General features: G+C 65.4%; 22 protein-coding genes. 12 read left to right on the top strand and 10 right to left on the bottom strand.

Annotated features, from left to right (window positions below):
• Positions 1–93: 93 nt before the first annotated feature.
• Positions 94–747, bottom strand: coding sequence for an alpha/beta hydrolase (locus tag AB5Y95_RS15300; protein WP_368161531.1), 654 nt, complete (start codon positions 745–747; stop codon positions 94–96).
• Complete coding sequence (gene cyaY, locus AB5Y95_RS15305; RefSeq protein ID WP_005308252.1) at positions 744–1,058, bottom strand: iron donor protein CyaY; 315 nt, start codon at positions 1,056–1,058, stop codon at positions 744–746. The genes AB5Y95_RS15300 and cyaY overlap by 4 nt, the downstream gene beginning before the upstream one ends.
• A 73-nt stretch (positions 1,059–1,131) precedes the next feature.
• Between cyaY and AB5Y95_RS15310 the strand changes: the two genes are divergently transcribed.
• The 6 genes from AB5Y95_RS15310 (at position 1,132) to AB5Y95_RS15335 (ending at position 5,993) form a co-directional block, all read left to right on the top strand.
• The gene (locus AB5Y95_RS15310; RefSeq protein ID WP_139431278.1) at positions 1,132–1,308 is read left to right on the top strand and encodes a lipoprotein; all 177 of its coding nucleotides are present in this window, start codon (positions 1,132–1,134) and stop codon (positions 1,306–1,308) included.
• A gap of 20 nt (positions 1,309–1,328) precedes the next feature.
• Positions 1,329–2,579, top strand: coding sequence for a diaminopimelate decarboxylase (gene lysA / locus AB5Y95_RS15315; protein ID WP_005308254.1), 1,251 nt, complete (start codon positions 1,329–1,331; stop codon positions 2,577–2,579).
• A 65-nt stretch (positions 2,580–2,644) separates the two neighbouring features.
• Positions 2,645–3,475, top strand: a complete 831-nt coding sequence (gene dapF, locus AB5Y95_RS15320; RefSeq protein ID WP_005308255.1) for a diaminopimelate epimerase — start codon at positions 2,645–2,647, stop codon at positions 3,473–3,475.
• A gap of 79 nt (positions 3,476–3,554) precedes the next feature.
• Positions 3,555–4,235: a DUF484 family protein gene (locus AB5Y95_RS15325; protein WP_005308258.1), complete on the top strand. Its 681-nt coding sequence runs from the start codon at positions 3,555–3,557 to the stop codon at positions 4,233–4,235.
• The gene (gene xerC, locus AB5Y95_RS15330; protein ID WP_368161532.1) at positions 4,228–5,205 is read left to right on the top strand and encodes a tyrosine recombinase XerC; all 978 of its coding nucleotides are present in this window, start codon (positions 4,228–4,230) and stop codon (positions 5,203–5,205) included. The genes AB5Y95_RS15325 and xerC overlap by 8 nt, the downstream gene beginning before the upstream one ends.
• 77 nt (positions 5,206–5,282) lie before the next feature.
• Positions 5,283–5,993, top strand: a complete 711-nt coding sequence (locus AB5Y95_RS15335; RefSeq protein WP_368161533.1) for an HAD-IA family hydrolase — start codon at positions 5,283–5,285, stop codon at positions 5,991–5,993.
• 98 nt (positions 5,994–6,091) lie between these two features.
• Here the strand turns inward: AB5Y95_RS15335 and AB5Y95_RS15340 are convergent, their stop codons facing one another.
• Together AB5Y95_RS15340 and AB5Y95_RS15345 are read right to left on the bottom strand one after the other, a co-directional pair.
• Positions 6,092–6,493 carry an STY0301 family protein gene (locus AB5Y95_RS15340; protein WP_368161534.1) on the bottom strand — a complete coding sequence of 134 codons (402 nt, stop codon included), beginning with the start codon at positions 6,491–6,493 and terminating at the stop codon, positions 6,092–6,094.
• A gap of 41 nt (positions 6,494–6,534) precedes the next feature.
• Positions 6,535–8,061 (bottom strand): mechanosensitive ion channel family protein, encoded by a 1,527-nt coding sequence (locus tag AB5Y95_RS15345; RefSeq protein ID WP_005308266.1) that lies wholly within the window; start codon positions 8,059–8,061, stop codon positions 6,535–6,537.
• Between the two features lie 115 nt (positions 8,062–8,176).
• On the opposite strand from AB5Y95_RS15345, the gene AB5Y95_RS15350 reads away from it, so the two are divergent.
• Positions 8,177–8,590 (top strand): hypothetical protein, encoded by a 414-nt coding sequence (locus AB5Y95_RS15350; RefSeq protein WP_195877889.1) that lies wholly within the window; start codon positions 8,177–8,179, stop codon positions 8,588–8,590.
• A 9-nt stretch (positions 8,591–8,599) separates the two neighbouring features.
• On the opposite strand, the gene AB5Y95_RS15355 is transcribed toward AB5Y95_RS15350, so the two are convergent.
• The 3 genes from AB5Y95_RS15355 to AB5Y95_RS15365 form a co-directional block, all read right to left on the bottom strand.
• The gene (locus tag AB5Y95_RS15355; protein WP_258118086.1) at positions 8,600–9,370 is read right to left on the bottom strand and encodes a gamma-glutamyl-gamma-aminobutyrate hydrolase family protein; all 771 of its coding nucleotides are present in this window, start codon (positions 9,368–9,370) and stop codon (positions 8,600–8,602) included.
• 361 nt (positions 9,371–9,731) lie between these two features.
• Entirely contained in the window at positions 9,732–10,541 is an 810-nt protein-coding gene (yidA, locus tag AB5Y95_RS15360) for a sugar-phosphatase (RefSeq protein WP_368161535.1), read from the bottom strand.
• 114 nt (positions 10,542–10,655) lie between these two features.
• The gene (locus tag AB5Y95_RS15365) at positions 10,656–12,326 is read right to left on the bottom strand and encodes a DUF342 domain-containing protein (RefSeq protein WP_017779778.1); all 1,671 of its coding nucleotides are present in this window, start codon (positions 12,324–12,326) and stop codon (positions 10,656–10,658) included.
• Between the two features lie 249 nt (positions 12,327–12,575).
• On the opposite strand from AB5Y95_RS15365, the gene AB5Y95_RS15370 reads away from it, so the two are divergent.
• From AB5Y95_RS15370 to AB5Y95_RS15380, 3 genes are all read left to right on the top strand, one after another.
• Complete coding sequence (locus AB5Y95_RS15370) at positions 12,576–13,550, top strand: HlyD family secretion protein (RefSeq protein ID WP_368161536.1); 975 nt, start codon at positions 12,576–12,578, stop codon at positions 13,548–13,550.
• Complete coding sequence (locus AB5Y95_RS15375) at positions 13,543–14,472, top strand: ABC transporter ATP-binding protein (RefSeq protein ID WP_268010095.1); 930 nt, start codon at positions 13,543–13,545, stop codon at positions 14,470–14,472. The genes AB5Y95_RS15370 and AB5Y95_RS15375 overlap by 8 nt, the downstream gene beginning before the upstream one ends.
• A gap of 64 nt (positions 14,473–14,536) precedes the next feature.
• Positions 14,537–15,631: an ABC transporter permease gene (locus tag AB5Y95_RS15380; RefSeq protein WP_368161537.1), complete on the top strand. Its 1,095-nt coding sequence runs from the start codon at positions 14,537–14,539 to the stop codon at positions 15,629–15,631.
• A gap of 35 nt (positions 15,632–15,666) precedes the next feature.
• On the opposite strand, the gene AB5Y95_RS15385 is transcribed toward AB5Y95_RS15380, so the two are convergent.
• The gene (locus AB5Y95_RS15385; protein ID WP_368161538.1) at positions 15,667–16,857 is read right to left on the bottom strand and encodes a competence/damage-inducible protein A; all 1,191 of its coding nucleotides are present in this window, start codon (positions 16,855–16,857) and stop codon (positions 15,667–15,669) included.
• Between the two features lie 58 nt (positions 16,858–16,915).
• A complete protein-coding gene (locus AB5Y95_RS15390; protein ID WP_005308285.1) occupies positions 16,916–18,154 on the bottom strand; it encodes an HD-GYP domain-containing protein in 1,239 nt (412 codons plus the stop codon).
• 144 nt (positions 18,155–18,298) lie between these two features.
• Between AB5Y95_RS15390 and metA the strand changes: the two genes are divergently transcribed.
• Positions 18,299–19,246 (top strand): homoserine O-succinyltransferase, encoded by a 948-nt coding sequence (metA, locus tag AB5Y95_RS15395; protein ID WP_005308287.1) that lies wholly within the window; start codon positions 18,299–18,301, stop codon positions 19,244–19,246.
• On the opposite strand, the gene AB5Y95_RS15400 is transcribed toward metA, so the two are convergent.
• The gene (locus AB5Y95_RS15400; protein ID WP_368161539.1) at positions 19,247–19,765 is read right to left on the bottom strand and encodes a cyclin-dependent kinase inhibitor 3 family protein; all 519 of its coding nucleotides are present in this window, start codon (positions 19,763–19,765) and stop codon (positions 19,247–19,249) included.
• A gap of 149 nt (positions 19,766–19,914) precedes the next feature.
• Here AB5Y95_RS15400 and AB5Y95_RS15405 point away from each other — a divergent pair, with 149 nt between their 5' ends.
• Entirely contained in the window at positions 19,915–20,385 is a 471-nt protein-coding gene (locus tag AB5Y95_RS15405) for an Lrp/AsnC family transcriptional regulator (protein ID WP_011704464.1), read from the top strand.
• Positions 20,386–20,430: the final 45 nt, after the last annotated feature.

The following is a 20,430-nucleotide window of genomic DNA, read 5'->3' on the forward strand; positions in this document are numbered from 1 at the left end:
CCCCGGTCTCGGCCCCCTGCTGCACAGGATCATCGCCCATATCGAATGAAAACGGCCTGCATCTGCAGGCCGTTTGGCTATTCGGGAACTGGCTCAGCCCGCGAGGCGGGCCAGCAGCCACTGGCGGATGTCGTCGAGCTGCGGGCGGCAGATCTCGTGGCGCATGGGGTACTCGTGCCACTCGGGGGAGAGTCCGGCCGCTTCCAGCCGGTTCTTGGCGTCCCAGCCCATGGATAGGCTCACCACGTCGTCATAGATGCCGTGCATGTAGCAGATGGGCAGGCTGTGGGCAGCCTCGCTCATCTCGCCGAGCAGGGCGTCGGGCGCCGCCAGGTAGGTGGACATGCAGAGCAGACCCGCCAGTTGCTGCGGCAGGCGCAGGGCGGTGAAGGAGGCAATCACGCCCCCCTGGGAGAAGCCGGCCAGCACGATGCGCTCGGGGGCGAAGCCCTCGGCCACCAGTTGCTCGATCAGCGCGGCGATGCGGGCCGCAGACTCCCTGACGTGGGACTCCACGGCGCGATCCGCCGGATCCTCGAAGCTTCTGATGTCGTACCAGCCGCGCATCTTGTAGCCCATGTTGATGGTGATGGGCCGCTCGGGCGCATCGGGCAGCAGGTGACGCACCGGCAGGTCGGCGGGCAGGGCCAGCGCATCCACCAAGGGGGCCAGGCCGGCGCCGGAATCCCCCAGCCCGTGCAGCCAGATCACCGCATGACGGGCATCGGTAGGGTGTAGATCGATCATGGGAACTGGACGGGCTCGCCCGCCTGGGAGCTACAGGCCTGGCTCAGCAGGGTCTTGAGCTCGTGGCCGAAGCGGTTGTCGATCCAGCTTTCCCCTTGCAGCTCGAAGTGGAAGCCGTTCTCGCGGGTGGCGACCCAGATCTGGTGCAGGGGCTCCTGCTTGTTGATGATGACCTTGGTCTTGTTCTCGAAGCTCAGGGTCAAGACCCCGCCAGCGCGTTCGCAGTCGATATCCGGATACCCCTCGTCGATGGTGTCTTCCACATACTGGAAAAAGGCGTCGGTCAGGGCGTGATACTCGTGATCCTTCATCGGTTTATCCTGTTGCTTTTAACAATGTGAGTGCGATTATAGAGGGCCAAAAATTTTTTCGCAGCGAACCATTATGATTACCCAGCTTACCAAGTGTCTGCTTGCCACTCTTCTGTCTCTTGGTTTGGCCGCGTGTGGCCTGACGGGACCGCTCTACATGCCACCCCCCGAGCAGCCGCAGACCCAGAGTACACAGCAAGCACAGACGCCTGCGACCGCCGAGGCAGCCCCAGAGGCCGCGCCGCAATAATTTAGGAAGGAACCGCCCCCTTGGATCACTTTAACTACGACGCCGACGGCCAGCTTCAGGCCGAACACACCTCGCTGCAACAACTTGCCGAGCAGTATGGCACTCCGCTGTACGTCTACTCCCGCGCCACCCTGGAACGTCACTGGCACGCCTTCGACAAGGCGGCGGGCGACATCCCCCATCTGATCTGCTACGCGGTCAAGGCCAACTCCAACCTGGCGCTTCTCAACCTGCTGGCCCGCCTGGGTTCGGGTTTTGACATCGTCTCCGGCGGCGAGCTGTCGCGGGTGCTGGCGGCGGGCGGCGATCCGGCCAAGGTGGTCTTCTCCGGCGTCGCCAAGAGCGAGGCCGAGATGCGCCTCGCGCTGGATAAAGAGATCCTCTGCTTCAACCTGGAGTCGGAAGCCGAACTGGAGCGTCTGAACCGGGTGGCGGGCAGCATGGGCAAGAAGGCCCGGGTCTCGGTGCGGGTCAACCCCGACATCGACGCCGGTACTCATCCCTATATCTCCACCGGCCTCAAGCAGAACAAGTTCGGCATTCCCATCGAGCTGGCACCCGCCATCTACCGCAAGGCGGCGGCCATGGCCAACATCGAGATCGTCGGGGTGGATTGCCATATCGGCTCGCAACTCACTGAATTGAATCCCTTCATGGAGGCGGCCGACAAGCTGCTGCGGCTGATCGACGGCCTGGCGGCGGAAGGCATCCACATCCACCACTTGGACGTGGGCGGGGGCCTGGGGGTCAACTATGGCGCCGAACAGCCACCCCATCCCAGCGAATATGCCGAGGCGCTCAAGCAGAAGCTGGCGGGCCGGGATCTGACCCTGCTGTTCGAGCCGGGCCGTGCCATCGTAGCCAACGCCGGCGTGCTGCTGACCCGGGTCGAGTACCTCAAGCCGGGCGAGAGCCGCAATTTCGCCCTGATCGACGCCGGCATGAACGATCTGCTGCGCCCCTCGCTCTACGGCGCCTGGATGAACATCATCGAGGTGGACAGCCGCGCGAGCCACGAGCAGGCGGTTTACGACGTGGTCGGCCCGGTGTGCGAGACCGGCGATTTCCTCGGCAAGGAGCGCACCCTGGCGATCGCCGAGGGCTCCTTGCTGGCGGTGCGTTCCGCCGGTGCCTACGGCTTTACCATGTCCTCCAACTACAACACCCGTCCGCGCGCCGCCGAAGTGCTGGTGGACGGGGCGCAGTCGTTCCTCATCAGAGAGCGCGAGCAGTTGGCGGATCTCTGGCGCGGTGAGCATTTGCTGCCCTGATGGTTGATGGATTTCTCTAAGCGTTCCTCCGGGTGAGAGCGTGAACAAGGGTACAGGAACGCACGATGTTGATAGATTTTTCCAAGATGCACGGCCTCGGGAACGACTTCATGGTGGTGGATGGCGTCACTCAGAAGGTGTTTTTCAGCAATGACGTCATCAAGAAGCTGGCGGATCGCCACTTCGGCATCGGCTTCGACCAGCTGCTGCTGGTGGAGCCGCCCTATGATCCCGAGCTCGACTTTCACTACCGCATCTTCAATGCCGATGGCAGCGAGGTGGAGCAGTGCGGCAACGGTGCCCGCTGTTTCGCTCGCTTCGTCCGCCTCAAGGGGCTGATCAACCGGGATCGCATCGCGGTGAGCACGGCGCGCGGTCGCATCGTGCTGCAGCTGGAGGGGGAGAACCAGGTCACGGTCAACATGGGAGTGCCCCAGTTCGAGCCGGGCAAGATCCCGTTTCGGGCCCAGAAGGCGGAAAAAACCTACCTGCTGCGGGCCCAGGAGCATACTGTGATGTGCGGGGCCGTCTCCATGGGCAATCCCCACTGCGTCATCGAGGTGCCCTCGGTGGCCGATGCGCCGGTGGAGACCCTGGGCCCCATCATGGAGCGTCATGAACGCTTTCCCGAACGGGTCAACGTCGGCTTCATGGAGACGGTCAACGCCAGCGAGATCAAGCTGCGGGTGTTCGAGCGCGGGGTGGGCGAGACGCTCGCCTGCGGCACCGGCGCCTGTGCGGCCGTGGTGATCGGCATCAGCCAGGGCAAGCTCAAGGAGCGGGTCACCGTCACCCTGCCGGGTGGCAAGCTGACCATCGCCTGGAAGGGGCCGGGTCAGCCGGTCTACATGACCGGGCCGGCCGAGCACGTGTTTGACGGCCAGATAGAGTTATAGGCACGGGCGGGGAGCCCCCGCACAGCCAAGCACTAATGTCGGGGCCCTTGGCCCCTTTTTCGGATGGACCAACCAAGTTATGAGCGAACTCAAACGGCAGGAACCACTGGTGGATGAAGCCACAGTGCTGGAGTACCTGGCCCGTTATCCCGAGTTTTTCCAGCGCCACGCGGCCATGCTGGACCGGATCCGCATTCCCCATGAACAAAAGGGCGCCATCTCCCTGGTGGAGCGCCAGCTTGACCGCCAGCGCGAGCGCATCGAGCAGCTGGAGCAGGAGATCACCGAGCTGATGGGGATCGCCAGCGAGAATGAACGGATCTTCCGGGTCTATGCCGATCTCTACGGCGAGCTGTACGGCTGTCGGAGCCTGTTCGAGGTGAGCGCCGTGATGGGCAAGGCGTTCGTGCAGCGGCTGCGACTGACCGGCCTGCGGCTCTGGCTCAGCCCGAAAAAATTCCAGCTGAGCGGCCCCGAGCAGAAGTTCATGGCGGAGGGCAAACAGCTCGAGCAGTTGCTGGGTCAGCGCCTGCCGGGTCAGGATTATTACTTCGGCCGGCTCAACCAGAGCGAGAAGCAGGCATTGTTCGGTCACGACGTGCTGGTCAACTCGGTGGCCCTGATGCGGCTCGGCGATCTCGGCGTGCTGGCCTTCGCCAGCTCGGATCCGAGCCACTTCACTCCCCACAACGACACCCTGCTGCTGGGTCAGCTCGGCCGCCTGCTGCAGCTGCGCCTGCCCGAGCTGGCCCGTGGCTAAGACGCCGGCCAGCCCCTCCACCAAGGCGGCGCCTGCCGCCGAGCCCCTGCCGGCCGCGCTGGCGGGGGAGCTCGCGGCCTTCATCGAATATCTGCGGGTCGAGCGCCAGCTCAGCCCCCACACCCGCAGCAACTACCAGGCCCATCTGGAAGCCATGGCCGCCGAGCTGGTGAAGCTCGGGGTCGATGACTGGGCCCGGCTCGAGGCGAGCCAGGTGCGCAGCCTGGTGACCCGGATGCACAAGGCCGGTCTTGCGCCCCGCTCGCTCGCCACCAAGGTCTCCGCCCTGCGTAGCTTCTGCGACTGGCAGGTGCGCCAGGGGCGGCTGGTCGCCAATCCGGCCCGCGGCATCGTCACCCCCAAGCAGGGACGGCCGTTGCCCAAGAATCTGGACGTGGACGAGATGTACCAGCTGCTCAACATCACCGACGAGCAGGATCCGCTGGCGGTGCGGGATCGCGCCATCATGGAGCTGATGTACTCTTCCGGCCTGCGCCTCGCCGAGCTGGTGGGGCTCAATCTGGCGGACGTGAAGCTCGACGAGCGCCAGCTCAGGGTGACCGGCAAGGGCTCGCGGGAGCGGGTGCTGCCGGTGGGGCGGATGGCGGTGGAGTGGCTGCAAAAATGGCTCAAGCTGCGCCCGCTGCTGGCCGGCGACGAGCAGGAGGCTCTGTTCGTCTCCAAACGCCGGCAGCGCCTGTCGGCCCGCTCGGTGCAGGAGCGGCTCGACGGCTGGGGCAACAAGCAGGCGCTCAACGCCCACGTCCATCCCCACAAGCTGCGCCACAGCTTCGCCACCCACATGCTGGAGTCCTCCGGCGATCTGCGGGCGGTGCAGGAGCTGCTGGGGCACGCCGATCTCTCTACCACCCAGATCTACACCCACCTCGACTTCCAGCACCTGGCCAAGGTGTATGACAGCGCCCACCCCAGGGCCAAGCGCGATGCCGATGCGGGAGACGAGGAGTAAACCCTTGCCGGGGGCCTCTCGCCCCCTGGCCGGTCGGCGGGGCCTGAACCCGAACCGACCCTGACCGAGGAGAGTGCATGCATTTTTACCGTCGCTGGCAGCCGGTGGCCGCCATCACCTTCGATCTCGACGACACCCTCTATGACAACGGCCCCGCCATCGAGCGAGCCGAGCAGTGGATGCTGGCCCACCTGCGCAGCGAATACCTGGCCACCGCCATGCTGGACAAGCCGCGCTGGCTGGAGCTCAAACGCAACCTGCTGCTGGAACAACCGGCGCTGCGCCACGACGTCAGCCTGGCGCGCCGGCACGGCATCCAGGCCGCGCTGATGGCCGGAGGCATGGCCGAGGCTCGGGCCGCGCAGGAGGCAGAGTCGGTGTTCGCCGCGTTTCTGGCCGAGCGCTCGAAGATAGAGGTGAGCGACGAGACCCATGCCCTGCTGACCCGGCTGGCGGCACGCTACCCGCTGGCGGTGATCACCAACGGCAACCTAGATCTGGCCCAGGCTGGCCTCGCGGATTACTTCACCCTGGTCTGCAAGGCTGGTCTTGGCAGCAGGATGAAGCCGGCGCCGGACATGTTCGTGCAGGTGCAAAAGGCCCTGGAGCTCGCCCCCGATCGTATTTTGCACGTGGGTGACCACCCGCAGACCGACGTGCTGGGGGCCCGGCTGCACGGCTTCAAGGCCGCCTGGCTCAATGAGCGTCCGCAACCCGGAGAGCAGCTGCAACTGCTGCCGGACGTGGAGCTGACGGCGCTGGGCGAGCTGGCCGACCTGCTGCTCTAGTCAGACCTCAACAGCCGCCAGTTCACAGCCGACATGCATCCCATGTCGGCCGCTCATTCACTGTTGGTCGAAACCGTCACACGGTCATGCCGGAACAGTCACTCGCTGCGGCAAATCAGACCACGGAGATCGTAAGGGGCGGGCTGGTTGACCCGGCAGTAGCCAATCCCGGCGGGCAGCGCCTGTTGCAGGGTGATGGCGGTCTCCTGGTAGTGGCAGACCAGATAGAAGGGGCGCGGATTGTGGCGATCCAGGCTCCAGTAGTGGATGGCGTGGCTGTCGCCGTTGTCCGGCTTGAGCTGGGCGCGCTCGTCGGGGTCGCCGTCGAACAGGGCCAGGTTCTCCAGCCGGTGGCGAAGAGGCTGGTGCTGCTCCCCCAGCTCGTTGCGGGTGACGGCCTGCCACCCGTGGGTTGTCCCAAGCAGTTGTTGGCGGGTCTCGATGGTGGCGGGGCAGTCAAATTGCAGGGTGGCGCTCAGGGCCAGCGCGGTCAGCAGCATGGAACACGTCTCGAATGGAAAGTATGGACTCCCATGCTACGTCATCGCCCGCCAAACAGCGCCATCAGTTTGTCCAGCAGATCCCGTGGCGGGGCGATCTGCTTCATGGCCTCCGCCTCCCGTGCCAGCAGCTCCTGCTGCTCCTGCTGACGGGCACTCAACACCTTGTAGAGCGGCTCGAGCAGGGAGCCACGCTGGGCCACCAGCTCCTGGAACATGGCCTGATTGATGCGATAGGTTTCGACGGTCCCCTGGGCCCGCACCGTGAACGGACTGGGCTCGCCGGTGAGCAGGCTCAACTCGCCGAAGAAGTCGCCGGCATTGAGGGTGCCGAGCGGCAGCTCGCGGCCCTCCACCTCCACCAGCATCTGGGCATCCCCCTTCACCAGCACGAACAGCCAGCCGGAGATCTCCCCCTGGCTCAGCATCCGATCGCCGTTGACGAAGGGGGCGAATTTGACCTGATCCGCCAGCCGCAGCAGCTCCTCCTCCTGCAGCATGGCGAACAGCGGCAGGCGGCGCAGGGTGTCGGTTCGCTCGGCGGTATGGCGCTTGTGGCGCTGATCCTTGTGATCCTGATCCGAGGTCATGAAGACGTTGAAGATGGGCGGGGTGAGGCGCCGGTCGTTGCGGCGCAGGGCGGCATCGATCAGGGTGCGCACCGCCGAGTCGGTGGGGTCGTCCACCGCCAGATCGGTGAGCCAGTAGCGCACCGCGTAGCGGGCTATGCCGTTCTCCACGTTCATCAGCAGGCAGTCCGGTTGCGGGCTGGCGGAGACGTTGCGGATGCGGGTCTCCCGCAGTGAGTGTTCCACCAGGGCGATGATCTGGGTGGGCAGGGTGTCCAGGGTGATGTCGAACCAGACCCAGCGGCGCCACTGCAGGGGGGCGTCGCGGCGCCGCCCGAGCACGGTGAAGCGCTGCTTGAGCAGGTGGCTGTTGGGGATCACTACCGTCTCCCAGTTGCGGGTCTCTATGGTGGTGGCGCGCCAGTTGATCTCCACCACCCGGCCCTGGGTGGTCTCTACTTGCAGCCAGTCGCCGATGGCGATGGAGTTGTCGAGCTGGATCGAGACCCCGGCCAGCAGGTTGCCCAGGGTGTCCTGCATGGAGAAGGCGATGACGGCGGTGATGACGGCGGAGGTGGTGACGATCTCGCCGAGGGCCATGCCGGAGGCGTAGAGGCGGAACAGGCACCAGCCGATGTAGCCGACCGTGATGACGATGTCGGCGATGATGCGCGGGATGCGGATCTGGCACAGGGGCAGCAGAAACTGGAACAGCAGGATCCCCCAGATCTTCACCAGCACCAGCCCGGCCAGCAGGCTGGAGATCTCCACCAGCCAGTGGCGGGGCAGGGGCAGGCGAAACCAGCCGCCTTCTAGCTGGATCAGCAGGATCACCACCAGGCTTATCATCACGAAGCCGAGCTCGCTCACCAGCTCACGGCGGCGACCCGGGCTGCGCAGGAAATGGGTGAAGAGCAGGAACAGGGTCAGCAGGGTCCAGAACGGGTGGTCGCCAATCCACAGCATGGTAGGTAGCGCAACGAGGTTATCGCCAAACATAGCAGCCCCTTATCATTGGTTATTTCCAGCATAGTTGGTTTCAATCCGCTAAATGGATGCGGGGTCGAGGCAATTTCTTTATGCTGGGCACCTGTCTGACAAGGGAGTGGAGCGCGTGCGCAAGTGGAGCAAGGTGGCCTGGATTGCCGGGGCCTGGCTGCTGGTGGGTTGTGATCAGCTGGCCGACAAGTATCGGGTCGAGTTTCGTGATGGATCCTGGCGCGAGATCGCCATCACCCCCTTTTCAGACGAGGCGCGCTGGCGCGAGGGGTGCGCCACCGGCGAGGTGCTGAGCGACATGACGCTGCCGCTCAAGCGCGGCAAGACGGTCAACGGCCGCGAGCAGCTCTTGATCGGCGGCGAGCTGTTCGAGCTGGACGACAACGCCCTCTACCGCAGCAACGGCATGGTGTTCGGCCACACGCCGGATCACATCCAGCGCGGGCTCAAGGGGATGGAAGTGTGCCGTACCCTGCGCCCGGATCGCGGTGCGCTGCCCAAGCTCAAGGCGCGCGGGTTCGGCGACTAGCCGGCGTCGTCAGACGCCGGTCAGACGGGCCCGGCAGGCGTCGCCAAAGGCCTCGAAGATCTTGATGGAGTGAGGGTTCTGACTCGCCTTCCACTCCGGATGCCACTGCACTGCCAGCAGGAAGGGGGAGAGTGCGGGGGCGTGGATCGCCTCGATCAGCCCGTCTTCGGCATGGGCCAGCGGCACCAGTCCCTTGGCCAGGGTCTTGATCCCCTGCCCGTGCAGCGAGTTGACCGGGATCGATGGCTGTCCCATCAGCTCCGCCAGCCAGCTGCCCGGCACCAGTGTCACCTGATGGCTCTCACCATACTGGTCGTCCACCGGATCGTCCGCATCCTCCCGATGATCGTCAAAACCCGGCTCGCTGTAGACCTTCTGGTGGATGTCTCCCCCCAGCGCCACGTTGATCTCCTGCATGCCGCGGCAGATGCCGAGGATCGGCAAACCGCGGTCGAGGGCGGCGCGTACCAGCGCCATGTCGAACAGATCCCTGTCTCTGTCTTGCTGCTTCTCCGGGGTGAGGTTCTCCTGGCCGTAGAGGGTTGGATCTATGTTGGATCCGGCGCCGCTCAGATAGACTCCATCCGCCAGATCCAGATATTGCGCCAGATCCTCGGTGCCGCAGCAGGTGGGCACCAGCAGGGGGACGCAGCCGCTGATCTCTACCAGTGGTTGAATGTATTTGTGGGTCATCACCTGATAGGCGTGACCATTGCGGGGCTGGGCGCCCATGGTCATCAGTACGACGGGTTTACGCGGGGTGTGGGTGCTGCGAGTCATGATTCACCTTGGCTGTCCTTAGCGGTCCTGCGCCTTGGGCAGACCCTTGCCAGCGCAAGGGCATGCCTCAAGACATGGTCGTGGGATCGGGGTCGCGCCGCAGTGCCAGAATCGTCGGTCAGCCTGGGCAACGACAGCCTGGATCCTGATCCCAGTCTGCCAAGGCCGTTCAATATGTCAAACGAAATGATGCCAAAATGTTAAATATATTCTGCGCTCGGCTGGCTTGAGTCCCATTAAAAGGGGGCTGTAGCGAAGGGGAAGCGAGGGGAGGGTATTGTTGTGGTGGATATATTAAACATGTGGCCCCGTAGCCAGACAGGCCCAGACAGCAAAAGGGGCCCGCAGGCCCCTTGTCGACTCAGGCGTTCAGGATGAAATGCTCGATCACCTGGGCGACCCCGTCTTCATCGTTGCGCCCCGTGGTGTGCTGGGCCAGCGCCTTGATGTCGTCGGTGGCGTTGCCCATCGCCACCCCCAGCCCGGCGTACTCGATCATGTGGTGATCGTTGCCCGCATCCCCCACCGCGATGACCTGGGAGGCATCCAGCCCCAGATGCTCGGCCAGGGCGGCAACGCCGGTCCCCTTGTTGCTCCGCTTGTTCATGAACTCGAGGAAGTAGGGGGCGCTGCGCACCACGGTATAGCGCTGGTAGAGCTCGGCTGGCAGCTTGGCGATGGCCGGGGAGAGCAGCGGCTCGGGATCGATCATCATCACCTTGAGGATCTGCTCGTCGGCGGGCAGGGTGGCGAAGTCCAGCAGCTTGATGGGCATGTCGATGAGGCGGGATTCGTGCTCGGTGTAGGGGCTGACTTTGGGGCTGATGAGCCCCTGGCTGACCGAGAAGCCGTGCACGTTGACGCCCAGCTCGTCGGCCAGGGCGGCGATGGCGCTGGCGTCGCTGCCGCTGAGCAGCTGGCTGCGGATGATGCGCTGATCGGCCACCTGCTGCACCAGGGCGCCGTTGTAGCAGATGACGTAGTCATCCTGGCCGGTGAGGCCGAGCTCGGCCAGATAGCGGCTCATCCCCTCCAGCGGGCGGCCGGAGGCCAGCACGACCGTGACTCCCCTGGCGCGGGCGGCGGCGATGGCCGCATGGGTGCGGGGGGAAATCTGGCCCTGGGAGTTCAACAGGGTGCCATCCATATCCAATGCGATCAGCTTGTACATCTCTCACTATCCTGCAGTCTGGCTGGCCCGCACTATGGGGCCAATGGGAGAGGGAGTGTAGCGAAATTCACCGTCCGGATCACGGCCGGAGGTGTACGACGGGGGCGGCGGCGCTCACTTGTGGGGTTCGTAAGGGGTCAGCTGCAGCTGATCCTCGCGGATGGCGAAGTGGATGGGGCCATGCTCTATGTCGACCCGATAGTGGTGGTGGGCCATCTCCACCTCGACCCCGGGGAAGGCGTGCTGGGTGGCGATGATGTCCATCTCCGCCATCAATTTCTGCAGCTCCTCCTGCGCCGCCTCCAGCTGCTCGTCGAGCTGCTTGCTCTCCTCGAGCCGCTGGACCCGGATCAGTTTGATCTTCTGCAGGGTCTGGGGATTGCGCTTGTCGCTCGGCAGCTGCAAGAGCTTGAGCAGCAGATCCTGCAGCTTGTCCAGCTGCTCCCGGCACTCCTGCTTGCGCTGGCGCAGCGCCTGCTCCTGCTCCTTGTGGGTGAAGTAGCCGCCGAGGATCTGCAACCGGGTCTGGTTGTGGGCCGAGGCCCCCAGGATCGGCGCCATGATGAGGCGGTTGGCGATGCTGATGCCCCCCAGCAGGTGGCCCTTGCGCATGGCGCTGTCGCCCACCTTGAGGTCCTGGCCGCTGCGGCTGTAGCTGTGGCTGAGCTGGGTCAGAACGTGGATGTCGCCGCCGGCCTCCAGCTTGGCGTACTGGGCATAGCTGGCGTGGATCTCCCCCTGGGCGTTGAGGTGGCAGAGGTACTCGTTGCTCTGCTCCAGCTTGCGGCCGATGACGCCGTTGCGCACCGTGATGGTGCCACCCGATTCGATGTAGCCCCCCTCCACGAAGCCGCCGATCACCACGTCGCCGCTGGTCTTGACCTTCATGCCGGGGGTGACGTCCCCCGCCACGATCAGCGCCCCCTCGAAGATGATGTGGCCGTGGCGGATATCCACCTGCTTGACGCTCAGCACGTCGTCCACCTTCATGCCGCTCTTCTCCTGACGCGGCAGGCCCGGGCGGCTGGCCAGCAGCAGATTGGGGTCATCCGGCGAGATGAAGGTGCCTTCGCCGGCCACCATGGGGCTCTCCTTGCCATGCTTGGCGGGCAGCTCCTGGCCGGTGACGGTGAAGCCTGGCACGCCGGTGGTGGCCGGGTGGCGGCGCATCAGCTGGGCGCCGGCCTTGACGGTGAGCATGGTGCCGAGGTCGCGCATGTCGACCCGGCCGTGATCCAGCTCCTGGGGCTTGAGAATACGCTCGGCCGGGGTCTCCACCAGCCGCTCGAAGCGGGTGTCCTGACCGTTGACGGCGGCCTTGCCCTGCGCCACCGGCAACCTGAGCAGGGTGCCTGGCGTCGCCTCCTTGGCCGCCAGCACGGCGGCGGCGATGAGCTGGGGTTGCACCCCCTGCTTGATCTCGCTGGCCTGGATCGCCTGCTCCAGCTGTTCGCTGGTGAGGTATTTGCCACCCCAGTCGGCGGTGATCTGGGCGGTGGCGCTCATCCGATCCTTCTCCACCAGCAGCAGGACGCTGGCATCGTGGCGCTGGGCGATGGGCACCGGGTTGCCGGGCAGGGGGGCGGCCGGATCATTGAACAGGGTGTTGAGCAGGCTGATGGCCTGCTTGATCCCCTCCGCCAGCGGCTGATAGCGACGGCAGTTGGAGGCCAGCAGCAGGGCCTGGATATCGTTTTCCGAGATGGGTTTGGTCAGCCCCGGCGCGATGCGCAGGCAGGCGTATTCCATATCGGCTGACAACAGTAACCACTCTGTGCTTAACACCGGATCCCTTCCCTCGCTGGCATCCCTGTCGGGACGGCTGCCTGTTTCCAGTTAATCGGCATCTTGTTAAAAATGCTGATGATCAACATAGTGCTGGTCTGCAGTATCCAGACATTTCTCCTTTTTGGTCAATGAGCTAAGCACAAATGGGTGAACTGGAGCGAGGAAATGAAAAGTAACAGCGAGTATGCTGACGGCACCGGGAGTCCGTCTGCAGGCCACCACTGGCCGTCGCCCACCGCGAAAGGAGTGTCAACCTTGCGTCATTGTCTGCTGCCTCTGGCCCTGACGGGCCTGCTCAGTGCCTGCCAGCCGCAGGCCCCCGCCACCGCCCTCGGTACCCTGGAGCGGGATCGGGTGCTGCTCACCGCCACCGCCAGCGAGATCATCCGCGCCCTGCCGGTGGCGGAGGGCAGCCAGGTGCAGGAGGGCACCTTGCTGGCCCGCCTCGATGACAGGCGCCAGCAGGCGGTGCTGGCCCAGGCGCGGGCGCGGGAGGCCCAGGCACGGGCCGCCCTCGCCCGGTTGACCAATGGTGAGCGGCCGGAAGACATCGCCGCTGCCCGGGCCAGCCTCGACAAGGCGCAGGCCGCCGTCAGGGAGAGCGAGCGCAACTTCGAGCGCGTCGACCGGCTGGTGCGCCAGAAGCTGGTGAGCCCGGCGGATCTCGACAAGGCCCGTGCCCAGCGCGACAGCGCCCTGGCCGAGCAGGACGGCGCGCGCCAGCAACTCGACAAGCTGACGCGGGGCGTGCGGCGTGAAGATATCGACGAGGCGCAGGCCGCCCTGCAGGCCGCCACCGCCGAGGTGGCGCTGGCCGAACGGGAGCTGGCGGATCTCTCCATCGTCGCCACCCGCAGCGGCCGGCTCGACAGCCTGCCCTATCACCTCGGCGAGCGGGTGGCGGTCGGTGCCGTGCTGGCCGCGATCCAGGCGGACCAGGCCCCCTATGCCAGGGTCTATGTGCCCGAGCCCTCCCTCGCCGGCTATGGCGTCGGCCAGCCGGTGCGGGTGCAGGTGGACGGGGTGGCCGAGCCCTTCACCGGCCGGCTGCGCTGGATCTCGAAAGAGCCGGCCTTTACCCCCTATTACGCCCTCAACGAACGGGATCGGGCCCGGCTGGTCTACCTGGCGGAGATCGATCTGCCGGCGACGGCGCAGGATCTGCCGAGCGGTCTGCCGCTGCAGGCCGAGCCTGCCGGTGCAGGGGCCGGCCATGAGTGAGCTGGCGATCCGGGCAGAGGGAGTTAGCCGCCGTTTCGGCCAGTTTCTGGCGGTGGACGGGCTGGATCTCTGCGTGCCCAAGGGGCAGATCCACGGCTTTCTCGGCCCCAACGGCTGCGGCAAGTCCACCACCCTGCGCATGCTGACCGGCTTGCTCACCCCCTCGGCGGGGGAGGTGGAGGTGCTGGGGCTGAGCATCCCCCGCGAGGCCGAGACCCTGCGCCGGCGGATCGGCTACATGACCCAGAAGTTTTCCCTCTATGACGAACTGACCGCCTGGGAGAACCTGGAGTTCATGGGGCGGATCCACGGCATGGGCGGCGCCGGGCTGGCCGCCCGCCTGCACGAGCTGCTTGCCACCTATGAGCTGGCGCCGCTGGCACGGCAGCGGGCCGGTGCCATGAGCGGCGGCCAGAAGCAGCGGCTGGCGCTGGCGGCGGCGGTGATCCACCAGCCGGCGCTGCTGCTGCTCGATGAACCCACCTCGGCGGTGGACCCGCAGAACCGGCGCGATTTCTGGGAGAAGCTGTTCGACCTGAGCGAAGGGGGCACCACCATTCTGGTCACCACCCACTACATGGACGAGGCGGAACGCTGCCACCAGCTGGCCATCATGGAGGCGGGCCGGGTGCGGGCCCAGGGGGCGCCACAGGCGCTGATGGATGCCATGAGCACCCGGGTGGTGGAGGTGCAGGCCGCCGATCTGCGGCTGCTCAAGCAGCAGCTGGTGCAGTTGGCACCGGTGCGCTCCGCCGCCCAGCTCGGCCAGCGCCTGCGGGTGCTGGTGGACAAGGAGCTGGCGGAGCCGGTGGCCTGGCTGCAGCAGGCCTGTCCGGCGCTGGCTGGCGCCAGCCTGGCGCTGGTCAGGCCGAGTCTCGAAGATGTGTTCGTCAGCTGCACCGGTCAGGAGCCAAGGGCATGAACGGCTGGCAAGGGCTCTGGGCCATGACCCGGCAAGTACTTCGCCAGCTTGCAGGAGCGAATCGATGAACAGTCTGCGACGGCTCTGGGCCATTACCCAGAAAGAACTGCGCCAGCTGGCCAGAGACAGACTGACCTTTGGCATGGTGGTGATGATCCCGTTGATCCAGCTGCTGCTGTTCGGCTACGCCATCAACACCGACGTGCGCCAGATCCCGGTGGGACTGGTAGACATGAGCCAGAGCGTGCCGGGCCGGCTGTTGGTGGAGGCGGTGAAGGCGAGCCAGGTGGTGCACATCAAGCAGCAATATGTCGGGGTGCAGCAGGCCGAGGCGGCGTTGACCCGGGGTGAGGTGCGCGCCGTGCTGGTGCTGCCCGCCGATCTGAGTCGTCGGCTCAGCGCCGGCGAGACGGCGGGCCAGTGGCTGGTGGATGGCTCGGACACCATGATCGCCGGCGCCCTGCTCGGCCTTCGCAACATGCCGCTCTCGGATCTGAGGCCCGACCTCAAGCCGGTACCGCTCACCTTCGAGACCGTGCTCTACTTCAACCCGGCGCGCCGCTCGGCGGTCAACATAGTGCCCGGTCTGCTCGGGGTGATCCTCACCATGACCATGATCATGTTCACCTCGGCGGCCATAGTGCGGGAGCGGGAGCGCGGCAATTTGGAGCTGCTCATCACCACCCCGGTCAGCTCGATGGAGCTGATGCTGGGCAAGATCCTGCCCTATATCGGGGTGGGGCTGATCCAGGTGGCCATCATCCTCGGCCTTGGCCACTTCATCTTCGCGGTGCCCATCAACGGCGCCCTGAGCCAGGTGCTGCTGGCGACCCTGCTGTTCATCGCCGCCAGCCTGACCCTGGGGCTGCTCATCTCCACCCTGGCGCAGACCCAGCTGCAGGCGATGCAGATGACGGTGTTCATCCTGCTGCCCTCGATCCTGCTGTCGGGCTTCATGTTCCCCTACGAGGGGATGCCGCTGCCGGCCCAGTGGATTGCCGAGGTGCTGCCGGCCACCCACTTCATGCGGTTGATCCGGGGCATAGTGCTGCGCGGCGGCGAGCTTTCCGAGCTGCAGCCGGACGTGCTCTGGCTGGCGGGCTTCACCCTGCTGGTGCTGACCCTGGCCGCCCATCGCTTCAAGAAGAGTCTGGATTGATGCCCCGGGAGGGGTGAGAACCTGGCTGCTGGCTGTTAACGGCTGGCGGTGCGGGTCAGGGTGCGGTAGTCGCCGAGCACCGGCAGCCCCAAGAGGTGGCGGCGCAGCATGTCGAGGGCGGCGAAGGCGAGGATCCGGCGGCCACTGTCGGGATCCGGGTGGCTGACCTTGAGGGTCTGGCCGTGCAGTTGCCCGTCGGCGCAAAGCAGCAGCGGCACGCCGTCCGGGCCTGCCCGGCCCAGAGTCAGGCTCAAAGGGGCTGCAAGCGCCGCCAGTTGCATCAGGTCATCGCTCAGGGTGTGGCTGAAGCCGGCCGCCAGTTGCATCAGGTCATCGCTCAGGGTGTGGCTGAAGCCGGCCGCCAGGGCCGGGTGCTCGTGACACATGGCCAGCAAGGCGCCCCGGCTCTCCCCCTCCAGCAGCGTCAGCGGTCTCTCCCCCAACAGATCCAGGATCTGCCGCGCCGGTTCCTCGTCACCCCGTCCCACCAGCCAGGGCTCGATGGACGTGAGCAGCCGTGCCTCGGCGGCGTCCATGTCCGCCGTGCTGGCGTCGTGGCCGATAAGCTTGAGCTCGATGAGGGGCATGGAGGAGCGGTAGCCGAGCTCGATGCCGGCGGGCCAGGGGGCCGCATCCAGCATGTCGCTGAGGGCTGACTCCGAGACGCCAAACGTGTAGAAGCGGCGCAGTTCGGTGTCACTCTCTGCACCGGCCAGCGCCTTGAGGCGCGGCAAGATCTGTTCGCGCACCATCTGCTTGAACTCGAACGGCACGCCCGGGGTGAAGAAGAGCCGGCTCGGGCCCGCCTGCACCAGGAAGCCACAGGCGGTGCCCACCGGGTTGTCGAGGGTCTCGCACCCCTGCGGCAGCCAGGCCTGCTTGGCGTTGCTGGCGGGCATGGGTCGGCCACGGCTGGCGTAGCGCGCTTCGATAGTGGCGAGCCAGTCCGGGAAGAGGGTGAGCGGCTGGTCAAAGGCCTCGGCCGCCGCCTGGGCGGTGAGGTCGTCGGCGGTGGGGCCGAGCCCGCCGCACACCAGCACTACCTCGGCGCGGGCGGCACTCTCTTGCAGCACAACCTTCAAGTCCTTGAGGTTGTCCCCCACGGTGACGCGGCGGCGCACCTGCCAGCCCTGCTCCAGCAGGAGGGCACTGAGCCAGGCGGCGTTGGTGTCCACCACCAGGCCCGTCACTATCTCGTCGCCGGTGCTGATGATTTCGATGCGCATGAAGGGCTCCTCGGGGCTGGCGGTGGGGCTGGGCTGGCCACCTGGGTGGCCGGGTCAATCAGGGCTTGTTGTGTTCGAAGTAGTAGCTGATGCGGGTGCGTGGGTTGAGGTACTCAAACACCGCCGGCGGCAGCCGCTTGGGATGGATCACCTTGGCGATGGAGAGCTCGGCCTGCTGCAGATCGATGATGGCCGCCTCCTGGCGCGGAATGCGCGGATCGTACACCAGCACCGAGGGGTAGAGCAGGCGGGAGGTGTTGACCGACATCACCAGCCCCACCTGCCCGTTGGAGAGCTGCACCACGCTGCCCGGCGGGTAGATCCCCATCAGCCGGATCAGCATGCCGAGGTAGTCCGGGTTGAACTGGGCCTTGCGCTGCTTGTAGAGGCCGCTCAGGGCCGAGTAGGGCACCTTGGCCTGCATGTGGCAGAGGTTATCGTATTCGTTGATCAGCGAGACTATCTGGGTCAGCGGGTCGAGCTGTCCCTTCTTGAGCCCCTCCGGCCCGCTGCCGTCCAGGTATTCGTGGTGGTGCAGCACTATCCCCTTCGCCTCGGCCGGGAAGTCCTTGGCCAGGTTGAGCAGATCCAGCCCGTAGCGCGGGTGCTGGGCCATCAGGTTGCGCTCGGGTTTGGTCAGCGGCTCGGTCTTGCGCAGGATCTGGCTCGGGATCTTCAGCTTGCCGATGTCGTGGAACAGGGCCCCCATGCCGACCCGGCGGATCTCGTCGGCCGACATGTTGCACTCCTTGGCCAGCAGCATGCTGAGCACGCTGACGTTGAGGGAGTGGAAGTAGAGGTTGTTGCCATCCTCGCTGTCGGAGACCAGGTGCAGCACCATCTCGTCCACCGACAGCAACTGCTCGGTCATGGCGTTGATCAGCTCCTGCGCCTCGCCGATGGCGTTGAGGGGGCGGGACTGGATCTTGCCCATCACGTTGCGCACCTGGGCCAGCGACTGCTGGAACTGCTTCTCGCACTGCTGCAGGTCGCGGCGGTACTGCTGCAACTGCTCGATGCGGCGCTCCTTCTCCTGCTGCATCTCGGCCTGACGCTGGGCCGTGTCTGGCGCCTCCTGCGGCTGGGCCTGAACCTGGTTCAGCGGCTTGGGCGGGGCGTCGCTCTTGTCCGGGATGATGGTGACGAGCTTGAGACCGAGCCGGCGAATGAGCTCGATCTCCTCTTCGTTCTTGAGTTTGAAGCTGGAAAACAGGAAGGGGTGTTCGCGCCAGCCAAGTGGCAGAGAGACGTAATTGCCGACTTGCAGCCGGTCTACTGAAATCTTGATACCTGTCATTGTCTTGGATGCGAGAGACACATTGAGCCGTATGCTAGTCAAAGGTGGGGGTGAATACAAAAGGTATCTGATGACAGGGTAGTCGCTTTATTATAGGCTTCTGGATGTCCAGACATATTTACCGATGCAGTACAGGGAGTAAGCATGCCGATCAAGATCCCGGATCAGTTACCCGCCGCCGAAGTGCTGGGGCAGGAGAACATCTTCGTGATGACGGAGTCCCGGGCCGTCACCCAGAACATCCGCCCGCTGCGGGTGCTCATCCTCAACCTGATGCCCAAGAAGATAGAGACCGAGATCCAGCTGATGCGGATGCTCTCCAACTCGCCGTTGCAGGTGGACGTGGATCTGCTGCGCATCGACGATCGGGAGTCGAAGAACACCCCTCAGGCGCACCTGGAAAACTTCTATCACGACTTCGAACAGGTGCGGGGCAACAACTACGACGGCATGATCATCACGGGGGCGCCGCTCGGGCTGGTGGAGTTCGAGGAGGTGGTCTACTGGCCGCGTGTCGTCGAGATCATCGAGTGGTCCCATCAGCACGTCACCTCCACCCTGTTTCTCTGCTGGGCGGTGCAGGCGGCGCTGAAGGCCCTGTACGGCATGGAGAAGCAGACCCACGGCGAGAAGCTCTCCGGGGTCTATCGTCACCACAGGCTCGATGAACACGAGCCGCTGCTGCGCGGTTTCGACGACGAGTTTGTGGCGCCCCACTCCCGTTATGCAGCCTTCGACGGAGATCTTATCCGCGCCAACACAGATCTGCAGATTTTTGCCGAATCGGCAGAGGCGGGGGTCTATCTGGCGGCCACCAAGGATTGTCGCCAGGTGTTTGTCACCGGCCATCCCGAATACGACGCCCTGACCCTGGATGGCGAGTATCAGCGGGATCTGGCCGCCGGGCTTGAGCCCGTCATTCCGGTCAACTACTACCCGAACAACGACCCGAGCCAGACCCCGCGCGCCAGCTGGCGCAGTCACGGCCACCTGCTGTTTGCCAACTGGCTCAACTACTACGTCTACCAGCTCACCAGCTATCGGGTGGAGGATATCGGCAAGGTTTTCACCTACGACCAGGGTGGCAAGTAATCAGGCGTGCTGATCCAGCCGCTCGGCCAGCTGGTCGAGCCATTGGCGGTGGCAGGCCAGGGTGAACGCCTTGGGTCTGTGAGCCTTGATGGCGGCCATCGCCTCCTGTCGGGGCTGGCCCAGGCTCATCAGCAGGGCGGCGGCCACCAGCCCGGTGCGACCGCTGCCGCCCTTGCAGTGGATGGCCAGGTGCTGCCCCTCGCGCAGCAGGGCCAGTAGCTGCGGCAGCGTCTGTTGCCAGGCGAGCTCGAAGGTGGCGTCTGGGGCCTGGTCATCCTCGATGGGCAGGTGAAACCAGCGCAATCCCTCGCGCTCGACCGTCTCGCCCAAGTGGGCCAGCTCGAGGCGAGCCAGTTCGGCGTCAGTCATCAGCGTGATGACGGCGCGGGCGCCGGCCAGCCTGAGCTGATCGAGGGCCAGCGGCAACGCGACCTGCTGGGTGCCGGGGCAGGGGGTCAGCAGCAGCTGGCCGTCGAGACGCGGCACCTCCTGGCTCCAGAAGGGGTGGGAGGGGTGCATAAAGCTCCTTATGAAGCCAGTGACGGCGGGCGTGAGCCGGTTTTTGAGTGCGCCAAAGCATAGGGGGCGCGGCCCCGATGTCAATCTGCGTTGTGTTCAGCCCGGTTTACGGGCAGAGTCTAAAAAATTGAGCGGTTCAAGGAGTAAAGATGAGAAACCTGGATCAACTGGATTTGGATATCCTGGCCCATCTGTTTCGCGATGCGGGCATGACCAACAAGGATCTGGCCGCGCTGGTCGGGGTGGCACCGTCCACCTGTCTGGAGCGAGTGCGCAAGCTGCAGCAGGATGGGGTGCTCAAGGGCGCCCACTGCGAGGTGGATTACCAGGCGCTGGGGGGTCACATCCAGGCCATGGTGTCGCTGCAGCTGGCCCGCCACAGCCGCCAGATCATCGATGCGTTTCGCGACGCCATCCTGGCCCTGCCCGAGGTGATCAGCCTGTTCCACATGGGGGGCAAGGATGACTTCCTGGTGCATCTGTGCGTCGCCGATACCGAGCACCTGCGCAACTTCGTGTTCGATCACTTCACCTCCCGCGAAGAGGTGGTGCACCTCGAGACCTCGCTGGTGTTCGAGCACAAGTTCAGCCGCTCGCTGCCCTGCTTCCTCAACACCTGATGCCCCGTCTGCCCCTACAAAAAACCCGCCAATCGGCGGGTTTTG

The sequence above is a fragment of the Aeromonas sp. R5-3 genome (genome assembly GCF_040908225.1).
In the GTDB taxonomy this organism is placed as follows: Bacteria; Pseudomonadota; Gammaproteobacteria; order Enterobacterales; family Aeromonadaceae; genus Aeromonas; species Aeromonas dhakensis.